This is a genomic window from Kitasatospora nipponensis (genome assembly GCF_039528135.1).
In the GTDB taxonomy this organism is placed as follows: domain Bacteria; phylum Actinomycetota; class Actinomycetes; order Streptomycetales; family Streptomycetaceae; genus Kitasatospora; species Kitasatospora nipponensis.
Genome location: NZ_BAAALF010000093.1, coordinates 22,992 through 32,050, shown reverse-complemented (window position 1 = coordinate 32,050; position 9,059 = coordinate 22,992). Strand labels below are relative to the sequence as shown.

At 73.7% G+C, this 9,059-nt stretch carries 9 protein-coding genes; 4 read left to right on the top strand and 5 right to left on the bottom strand.

Going from position 1 to position 9,059, the window contains the following annotated elements; translation table 11 throughout:
- Nucleotides 1–62: 62 nt before the first annotated feature.
- Complete coding sequence (locus ABD323_RS23710) at nt 63–1,994, bottom strand: PAS domain S-box protein (protein WP_344443928.1); 1,932 nt, start codon at nt 1,992–1,994, stop codon at nt 63–65.
- 158 nt (nt 1,995–2,152) lie between these two features.
- On the bottom strand, nt 2,153–3,103 hold the full coding sequence (locus ABD323_RS23705; protein WP_344443927.1) for a LysR family transcriptional regulator: 951 nt from the start codon (nt 3,101–3,103) through the stop codon (nt 2,153–2,155).
- A 96-nt stretch (nt 3,104–3,199) separates the two neighbouring features.
- Here ABD323_RS23705 and ABD323_RS23700 point away from each other — a divergent pair, with 96 nt between their 5' ends.
- From ABD323_RS23700 to ABD323_RS23690, 3 genes are all read left to right on the top strand, one after another.
- Entirely contained in the window at nt 3,200–4,108 is a 909-nt protein-coding gene (locus tag ABD323_RS23700; protein ID WP_344443926.1) for an NAD-dependent epimerase/dehydratase family protein, read from the top strand.
- Nucleotides 4,108–4,980, top strand: coding sequence for an aldo/keto reductase (locus tag ABD323_RS23695; RefSeq protein WP_344443925.1), 873 nt, complete (start codon nt 4,108–4,110; stop codon nt 4,978–4,980). The genes ABD323_RS23700 and ABD323_RS23695 overlap by 1 nt, the downstream gene beginning before the upstream one ends.
- Nucleotides 4,981–5,127: 147 nt before the next feature.
- Complete coding sequence (locus ABD323_RS23690; RefSeq protein WP_344443924.1) at nt 5,128–5,712, top strand: chitin binding peritrophin-A domain-containing protein; 585 nt, start codon at nt 5,128–5,130, stop codon at nt 5,710–5,712.
- Between the two features lie 87 nt (nt 5,713–5,799).
- Here the strand turns inward: ABD323_RS23690 and ABD323_RS23685 are convergent, their stop codons facing one another.
- Nucleotides 5,800–6,714 (bottom strand): NADP-dependent oxidoreductase, encoded by a 915-nt coding sequence (locus tag ABD323_RS23685; protein ID WP_344443923.1) that lies wholly within the window; start codon nt 6,712–6,714, stop codon nt 5,800–5,802.
- A 95-nt stretch (nt 6,715–6,809) separates the two neighbouring features.
- Entirely contained in the window at nt 6,810–7,880 is a 1,071-nt protein-coding gene (locus tag ABD323_RS23680; RefSeq protein WP_344443922.1) for an alkene reductase, read from the bottom strand.
- Between the two features lie 228 nt (nt 7,881–8,108).
- On the opposite strand from ABD323_RS23680, the gene ABD323_RS23675 reads away from it, so the two are divergent.
- A complete protein-coding gene (locus ABD323_RS23675) occupies nt 8,109–8,636 on the top strand; it encodes a MarR family winged helix-turn-helix transcriptional regulator (protein WP_344443921.1) in 528 nt (175 codons plus the stop codon).
- A 36-nt stretch (nt 8,637–8,672) separates the two neighbouring features.
- Here the strand turns inward: ABD323_RS23675 and ABD323_RS23670 are convergent, their stop codons facing one another.
- Nucleotides 8,673–8,978 carry a cupin domain-containing protein gene (locus tag ABD323_RS23670; protein ID WP_344443920.1) on the bottom strand — a complete coding sequence of 102 codons (306 nt, stop codon included), beginning with the start codon at nt 8,976–8,978 and terminating at the stop codon, nt 8,673–8,675.
- Nucleotides 8,979–9,059 lie beyond the last annotated feature (81 nt).

Genomic DNA, 9,059 nt, shown 5'->3' with positions numbered 1-9,059 from the left:
CACCCTGCGTCACAAACAGCCCCGCCCGTGGCCCGCACCACATCGGCGGACCCCGCGCGGGATCAGACGCACGGCACCGTGAACCAGACCGTCTTGCCGGAGTTCGTCGGCCGCGCGCCCCAGCTGTGGGCCAGCGCCTCGACCAGGAAGAGGCCGCGGCCGTCCTCGCTGGCGCTGTCGACGATCCGGGGCGCCGGGAGCTGGGTGCTTCCGTCGGACACCTCGACGGCCAGTTCGCGGCGGGTGCGGTGGACCCGGAGCCCGATCGGGCCCTGGGCGTGCCGAACCGCGTTGGTGATGATCTCCGAGGCCAGCAGGCAGACGGTGTCGCAGGCGTCCTCGCACTCCCAGGTCCGCAGGGTCGTGCGCAGGAAGCGGCGGGCGGCCGAGGCGGTCACCGGCTCGGCCCGGAACTCCGCCTCGGCGCTCGCCAGCGGCGCGGCGGGCAGGTGCGCCAGCAGCAGGGTGACGTCGTCGGGATAGCCCTCCGCGCGCGGCAGCATCGCCTCCAGGACCTGGTCGGCGCACTGTTCCAGGACCGGGGTCCGGGTGAAGGCGGCCCGCAGCTCGACGGTCAGCTTGGCGATCTGTACGTCCAGGTCGCTCGCCGGGGTCTCCACCAGGCCGTCGGTGTAGAGGACCAGGGTCGAGCCGGGCGGGACCGGCAGCGTGGTCTGCCGGTGCGCCACCTCGCCGACCCCCAGCGGGACGCTGATCGGCGCGGGAAGGGCGCGGACCTCGTTGTCCGGCGCGACGAGCAGGGCGGGCAGGTGTCCCGCCGAGCAGATGGTCACCGTGCCGGCGCCGGGGTCGACCACCAGGTAGCAGCAGGTGACCAACTGGTCGGGCAGGTCGGCGACGACCGCGTCCAGCGCGCGCATCAGGCGGTGCGGCGGCATCCCGGTCTTGGCCAGCGCGTGGGCGGCCGAGCGCAGCTGTCCCATCACGGCGGCGGCCTCCAGCCCGCGGCCCATCACGTCGCCGATGATGACGCCGATCCGCCCGGCGCCGAGCGGGATCAGGTCGAACCAGTCGCCGCCGACCCCCGCGCCCTGGGTGGAGGCCAGGTAGCGGCTGGCCGTCGGCATGCCCGGCACGTCGGGCGGCGAGCCCATCAGGCTGCGTTGCAGGGTGAGGGCGATGTGGCGCTGCTGCTCGTAGAGGCGGGTCAGTTCGAGCTCGGCGCGCTTGCGGTCGGCCACGTCGCGCACGATCGCGGAGGTGCCGGTGATCGCGTGGTCGTGGTCGCGGGTGGGCCAGAGCGTCGCGTCGACGTGCAGCAGGCGACCGGTGTCGGTCAGCCGCAGGGTCTCGCAGTGCTCGATGCGCTCGCCGCCGGCCAGGCGGTCCAGCAGGGCCACCACGTCGTCCTTGTGCTCGGCGGGCGCCAGCGCCCCCAGGTGCAGGCCGACCGCCTCCGCCGGGCTGTAGCCGTAGAGGATCTGGGCGGCGGTGTTCCAGTAGGTGATCCGGCCGTCCCTGGTCGTGCTGATGATGGCGTCCTGGGACGACTCGACCAGGGCCGCCAGTTCGCTGATCCGTGCCTCGGCCGCCTTGCGGTCGCTGACGTCCCGGATGGCGGCCGAGACCAGCAGCCCCTCGGCGGTCTCCAGCGGGCTGAGGCTGATCTCCACGGGGAACTGGGTGCCGTCCTTGCGCAGCCCGTACAGCTCCAGCCCGGATCCCATCGGACGGGTGAGGCGGTTGGTGGTGTACCCGGCGCGGTAGCGGGGGTGCTGGGTGCGGAACCGCTCGGGCAGCAGCACCTCGACCTGGCGGCCGAGCAGTTCGTCGCGGTCGTAGCCGAACAGGGCCTGGGTCTGGGCGTTGACCAGCTTGATCGAGCCGGAGTCGTCCACGATCACCATGGCGTCGGGTGCCGACTCCAGCAGACCCCTGAACCGCTGCTCGGCGGCGCGCAGTTCGCTCAGGTCCTGGACCGCTGTGCGCTGGATGGCGGTGGCCGGCTCCTCTCCAGCCTCTGGTACGGACACCGCTTCAGTCGAACCGCCCCGGGTGGCAACCATGCGCCGACGCTAGTGGGCGACCGGCCGGTACGCATGGACTGCCACAAATCGACCGCTTTCGTTGGAACCGAGCTGCGGATCTGGGCGGTTGTGACCGGCTGGCCCGGTCCGCACGGTCGACCCGGTCAGCCGGCCGCGGGTCGGTGCCGGTCCGGTCGGTCGGCGCCGGCGGGGTGGTGCCCGGCCTGGGCGACCAGGCGGGCGGCGAGGTCCTCGGCGAGGCGGGCGGCCGGGCCGCGCCGGCGGCGGGAGAGGGCGAGACCGAGGTGGCGCGCGAGGCCGGGGGCGGCCAGCGGGCGGACGGCCAGGTCCGGGGCGTGGGTGAGGCCGATCTCGGGGATCAGCGCGATGCCGACGCCGGCGGTCACCAGGCGCTGGGCGAAGGTGTAGTCGGTGGCGCTGCAGCCGATCCGCAGCTCGATGCCGGCCAGCTCGGCGTGCCGGGCGAGCTGGCCGGCCGACTTGAGGCAGCCCAGCACCCAGCGCTCGCCCGCGAGTTCGGCCAGGTGCAGGCTCTCGCGGGCGGCTGCGGGGTGGTCGCGCGGCAGGACGACCCGCAGCGGGTCCTCGGCCAGCGGTGTCCAGTCCAGGCCGGAGCGGTCCGTGGGGCGGGCGGGCGGCGGACCGTCGTAGTGGTAGCCGAGCGCGAGGTCGGCGCGGCCCTCGCGGACCATCGGCAGGCTCTCCTCCGGCTCCAGTTCCAGGATCGTCAGCTCCACCTCGGGGTGGTCGGCGACGAAGCCGGCCAGCGGGCCGGGCAGCAGTTGGCGGCCGCCGCTGGCGAAGGTGGCCAGGGTCAGGGTGGCGCGCTCGGCGCCGAGCCGGTCGATCCGCTCCTGCGCGTCGGCCAACTCGGCCGCGATCGCGTCCGCGGCCTCCACCAGCAGCTGCCCGGCCTCGGTGAGGGTGATGCCGCGGGTGCTGCGCGCCACCACGGGCGTGCCCAACTTCCGCTCCAGCGCGGCGATCTGCTGCGAGACGGCGGAGGGCGTGCACCGCAGCTCGGCCGCCGCGCGGTTGAAGCTGCCGTACCGGGCGACCTCCCGCAGGACGGTCAGGCGCTGGACGTCGATCAACAGTTCTCCTTAGGACGAGGCATCAAGGTGCACACTACCGCTGTCGACGGGGGCAGGGCAGGCTGGGCCTCGTTCCAGGAGAGGAAGAGACACCGCATGGACGTCAGGGATGTGTGCGTGATCGGCGGCAGCCGCTACTTCGGCCGCCGGGTGATCGAGGAGTTGCGGGACGCCGGAGTACGGGTCACCGTGGTCAACCGCGGCTCGGCGGCCGCCCCGCCGGGCGTCACGCACCTGTTCGCCGACCGCGACGACGAGACGGCGCTGCGCGCGGCGCTCGGGGACCGCCGGTTCGACGTGGTCATCGACCAGGTCTGCTACACCCCGGTGCAGGCGGCCATCGCCGCGCGGGTCTTCGCGGGCCGCACCCGGCGCTACCTGATGACCTCCACGGTCGAGGTCTACGCCGGGCTCGGCCGGGCCGACGGTCCGCCGCTGGGGGAGGTCGCCCTCGAACTGGCCGACTGGCCGGTGGACCTGGAACTGCCCTGGGACAGAACCGAGTTCCGCGACGCCCAGTACGGTGAGGGCAAGCGCCAGGCGGAGGCGCTGCTGCTGAAGAGCGCGCCGTTCGACGTGGTCACCGTGCGGACCGCGCACGTGCTGGGCGGCGCCGACTTCACCGGACGGCTGGCCTACTACACCGGCCGGATCGCCCAGGGCCGGCCGGTGGCCGTGCACCCGCGGCCGCAGCAGGCGTCCTTCGTCGAGCAGCGGGAGATCGCCCGCTTCCTGGTCTGGGCCGCCCGCGGCACGTTCACCGGGCCGGTCAACGCGGCCTCGCACGGAACGCTCGACGTCCGCGACCTGTGCGCGGCGATCGAGCGGCACCCGGGGACCGAGGCCCGCGCGCAGATCGCGGTCGCGGCCCCGGGCGAGCCGGTCTCGCCGTTCTCGTTCGACCACTGCTACGCCATGGACACCACGCGGGCGGTGCGGCTGGGATTCTCCTTCTCCCGCACCGCGGAGTGGCTGCCCCAGGCGATCAAGGAGGTACAGCCGTGATGACCTTCCGCAGCCTCGGCGCGGTCCGGGTGAGCGCGATCGGGCTCGGCGCGATGCCGCTGTCGGTGGAGGGCCGCCCGCAGCCGGCCCAGGCCATCGGGACGATCCACGCCGCGCTGGACGCGGGGGTGACGCTGATCGACACCGCCGACTCCTACCACTGGCACGCCGGGGAGCTGGGCCACAACGAGGAGCTGATCGCCCGTGCCCTGGCCGGCTACGGCGGCGACGTCTCCGAGGTGCTGGTCGCCGGCAAGGGCGGCCGGGGACGGCCCGGGGACGGCTCGTGGACCGTCGACGGGGCCCCGGCCCGGCTGCGGGCGGCCGCCGAAGGCTCGCTGCGGCGCCTGGGCGTCGAGGCCCTGGGCCTGTACCAGCTGCACAAGCCGGACCCGGCGGTCCCCTTCGCCGAGTCGGTGGGAGCGCTGCGCGAGCTGCACGACGAGGGCAAGATCCGGATGGTCGGCCTGTCCAACGTGGACGGCGGGCAGATCCTCGAGGCGCTCGGCATCCTCGGCTCGCGGCTGGTCTCGGTGCAGAACCGTTTCTCCCCCGCCCACCAGCAGACCCGGCCCACCCTGGAGCTCTGCGACGCGCTGGGCCTGGCCTTCCTGCCGTGGAGCCCGCTCGGCGGCATCTCGCTGAGCGCCGTCGACGAGCCCGGGACCGCCCAGCCGGCGGCCGACACCCCCTTCCACGCGGTGGCCCGGGCCCGCGGCGTCAGCCCGCAGCAGGTCGCGCTGGCCTGGCAGCTGGCCCAGTCACCGCGGGTGATCCCGATCCCCGGCGCCCGGCGGGCCGCCTCCGTGCGGGACTCGGCCGGCGCCGTCGAGCTGGCGCTGACCGGGCCGGAGCTGGCGGCGCTGGGCTGACGCCCCACCGCCGGCCCGCCGACCGCTGCCCGGCGACTGTTGATCGCCTCCCCCGCCGAACCCGGCAGCCCGGTTGTCGACCGGTCCTGCCGAGCAGTTCGCTTGTTTGCTCCATGTCAGACCCGAACGGTCCCTAGGATCCGCAGGGTGAAGAAGACACTGCTGTCCACGGCCGTCTCGTCCGTCGTGCTGGTGTGTGCGCTCGCCACGTCGGCCGCCGCCACCAGTGGCCCGCCGACTCCCGTCACCAACCCCTGCCCCGGCCCCAACCAGTACTACGGTGACCCGAACGATCCGGGACAGTTCTGGGAGTGTTCGAACGGGATCGCCTACCGGTTCGACTGCCCGGCCAACCTGTGGTGGGACACCACACTCCTGACCTGCAACTATCCGGAGCAGGTGGCCGTCGACCGGAAGAGCACCACCACCGCCGGCCCCGCGCGGCTGAGCCTTCTCCCGCTGGGCCTGACCAACCTGCACGCCCATTTCCACGCCGGGGCGGGCTTCGGGCCCTGGGCGGACATCACCTTCACCGCCGCCGACGGCACCGTCCTGTGCACCGCGCAGGCGGACAGCCACGGCAACGCGTCCTGCGACGCGGACCCGGCCGTCCTGGGTCTGGTCGCCGCCCTGCTGACCGGCTACACCGCGACCTACCAGGGCCTCGGCGACCAGGAGGGCACGCCCGTCATCCAGCCCTCCAGCGGCCACGGCACAGTCGCCCTGCTCTGACCGCGACGACATGGGTGGGGGCGACGACCCGCTGGAGCTGCTCGGCTGGCATCGCCTCCAGCGCGTCCGCGCCAAGCGCCGTCGTTGTCAGGGCAGCAGGACGGCCTTGCCGCGGTTGCGGTGGGCCTCCAGGTCGGCGTGCGCCCGGGCGGCCTCCGCCAGGGGGTAGCTGTGCCAGATCGGCACGGTGAGCTCTCCGGCGGCGGCCAGCTGCACCAGTTCCGGCAGGGACGGGTTGCCCTGGTCGGCCCCGGCGGTGCTGCCCGCGCTGAAGCGGACCCCGTGCTGCTGGGCGGCCATGTCGGCGATGGTGATGACTTTCCCCGCATCGCCGGTCAGGGCGACGGAGTCGGCGAGCACGCCGGCGCCGGCGGCGTCGAAGACGAAGTCGACGCCGCCCGGTACGGCACTCCTGACCCGCTCCAGCCAGCCGTCGCCGTAGCGGACGGCGGTTGCGCCGAGGGCGGTGAGACGTTCGAGATCGCGCTCGGCGGCGGTACCCACGACGGAGATTCCGCGGGCGACGGCCAACTGCACCGCGATGAAGCCCACGCTGCCCGCGGCGCCGTGCACGAGCACGGTCTGGCCGCGCTGCGCGCCGAGCTGCCCGAGGACCCGGTGCGCGGTCTGGCCGACCGTCACCAGTGAAGCGGCCACCTCCCAGGTCATCGCCGCGGGCTTGGCCACCGGCCGGTCCAGCACGGCGTACTCGGCGTAGCTGCCGCCGACGGTGGAGCCGAGGACCTCGTCGCCGACGGCCGCCTCGGCCCCCTCGCCGAGGGCGACGACGACGCCGGCCGCGTCCAGCCCGGGCGTCACCGGGAAGTCGGCGGGGGCGACTTTCGCCATCAGGCCGGCGCGGATCTTCAGGTCGAGCGGGTTCACGGAGGCGGCCCGCACCCGGATCCGGACCTGGCCCGGGCCCGGCTCGGCCGGGGTGACCTCGGTGGGCCGCAGCACCTCGGGGGCGCCGTACTCGGAGAAGGTGATCGCAGTGGACATCGGGAACTCCCAGGTGGAGGGGGGTGGGAAAGGCAACGGCATGCTGTGCATCACTCTGCGGTCACGACGGGTGGTCGCGCCGGAGGGCTCGCCGCTCAGCCGGCGAGGGTGGGGTAGTCGGTGTAGCCGCGGTGGTCGCCGCCGTAGAAGGTGGCCGCGTCCGGGGTGTTGAACGGGCCGCCGGCGGCGAGCCGGGCCGGCAGATCGGGGTTGGCCAGGAAGAGCGCGCCGAAGGCGATCATGTCCGCGGTTCCGTCCTCGATCAGCGCCAGGGCGTCGGGGCCGGTGGCCTCCGGGTGGGTGAAGGGGTTGAGGACGAACGTGCCGGGCCAGGCCTTGCGCAGCCGCGCGGTCAGGTCGCGGTCCGGGCCCTCCAAGAGGTGCAGGTAGGCCAGGTCCAGGCCCGCGAGCCGTTCCAGCAGTGCCTCGTACACCTCGGCCGGCTGCTCCTCGGCGATGTCGTTGTACGGGTTGCCGGGCGAGATCCGCAGGCCCACCCGGTGGCTGCCGATCGCCTCGGCCACGGCGGTGGCCACCTCGACGGCGAAGCGGATCCGGCCCTCGACGTCGCCGCCCCAGGAGTCGGTGCGCCGGTTGGCGTTCGGTGCGAGGAACTGGTGGAGCAGGTAGCCGTTGGCGCCGTGGATCTCGACCCCGTCGAAGCCGGCCTCGACGGCGCGCCCGGCCGCGGCGGCGAAGTCGTCGATGGTCCGGCGGATCTCGTCCTCGGTCAGCTCCTTCGGCGTCACGAAGTCCTTCGGGCCCTCGGGTGTGAACACCTGGCCGGTGGCCGCCACCGGTGAGGGCCCCACCGGCACCAGCCCCTCGGGCAGCAGGCTGGGGTGCCCGATCCGGCCGGTGTGCATCAGCTGCGCGAAGATCACACCGCCCTCCCGGTGCACGGCATCGGTCACCGTCCGCCACGCCGCCACCTGCCCGGGTGTGTGCAGGCCGGGGGTGTCGGGGTAGCCCTGGCCGACCGGCGAGGGCTGGACGCCCTCGGTGACGATCAGTCCGGCGCCGGCCCGCTGCGCGTAGTACGTCGCCATCAGCTCCGTCGGCTCCGCGCCGGGACCGAAGGCGCGGCTACGGGTCATCGGCGCCATCGCGATACGGCTGGCCAGACGGCGGCCGCCCAGGACGATCGGATCGAAAGCAGTGGTCATGATCTCTTCCCTCGCAAGGAGTGGTGGGTGCCCGGTGGTGGCCTCGACGCATGCACCGTAGCAGTTACCTGTCCGAACAAGTAAAGTTCCGAGGATCATTCCCGGGCTGCACTGTGACGCAGGACACGTGGCTTCATCAGGGAAAATTGCGACAAGGTGAGGCAATTCCAGGAGATGGCCGTGTGCGCGCGATAGCGTTAGCTGCTCAACCAGGGAAGCGAGGAAGAGATGACGTCGTCCACGCCGGAGGTCGGGAGGACCCCTGCGGGAGCGGGGCGGGAGGCGAGCGTTCCGGTGCCGGCCGCCGCAAGCGGCGGGCCCATCAGCCACGCGATCTTCCGGCTGGCCCGCCTGCACCGCATGCTCGCCGGGCAGCTGCTGCGCCGGATCGGCCTGCACCCGGGCCAGGAGCTGGTGATGATGCACCTGTGGGAGCTCGGGGCCCAGCGTCAGACCGACCTGGTGCGGCTGCTGGACTCCGACGCCGCCACCATGACCCGCACGGTCCAGCGGCTGGAACAGGCCGGATTCGTCCGTCGGCGCCCGTCACCCACCGACCGGCGTGCCTCCCTCATCGAACCCACCGCGGCCAGTCACGCCCTGCGGCGCGAGGTGGAGGAGAGTTGGAGCCGGCTCGAGGAGTTGGTGACCGCGGGCCTGAGCGCCGGCGAGCGCACGGCGGCCCTGCACACCCTGGAGCGGCTGGAGGAGAACCTGGTCCAGTCCGCCGCCGAGGGCGAGGGCAGCGAGCCGTAGCGGGTTCCGGGCGGCGGGCGGCCGTGAGTCGCGGGCTCAGGACTCGGCGGTCTCCACGATCACCAGCGTTCCGCTGCTCCCCGGCCGGACGGCGTGCGGGCAGCCCGCCGGGACGGTCACCAGCTCGCCCGAGCGCACCGTCACCGGGCGGCCGGCGAGGAGGAGTTCGAGCCGCCCGTCGAGGACCAGCAGCACCTCGGTGGCGGCGTGGCACTCCTGTTCGACGGGCAGCTCGTCCATCCGCAGGACCTTCACCCGCGCCGTGCCCACCTCGGCGAGCAGCCGGGAACGCCAGGAGTGCGGCAGGTCGGTGGTGGTGCCCAGCAGGTCGATCACGGTCATGGCGGCAGCCTTCCGGGGCCCGGCGCGCGGGCCCGTTCCTCGGAGTCAGGGGGAGGACTCGCACGTTACCGAGCCCGGCGC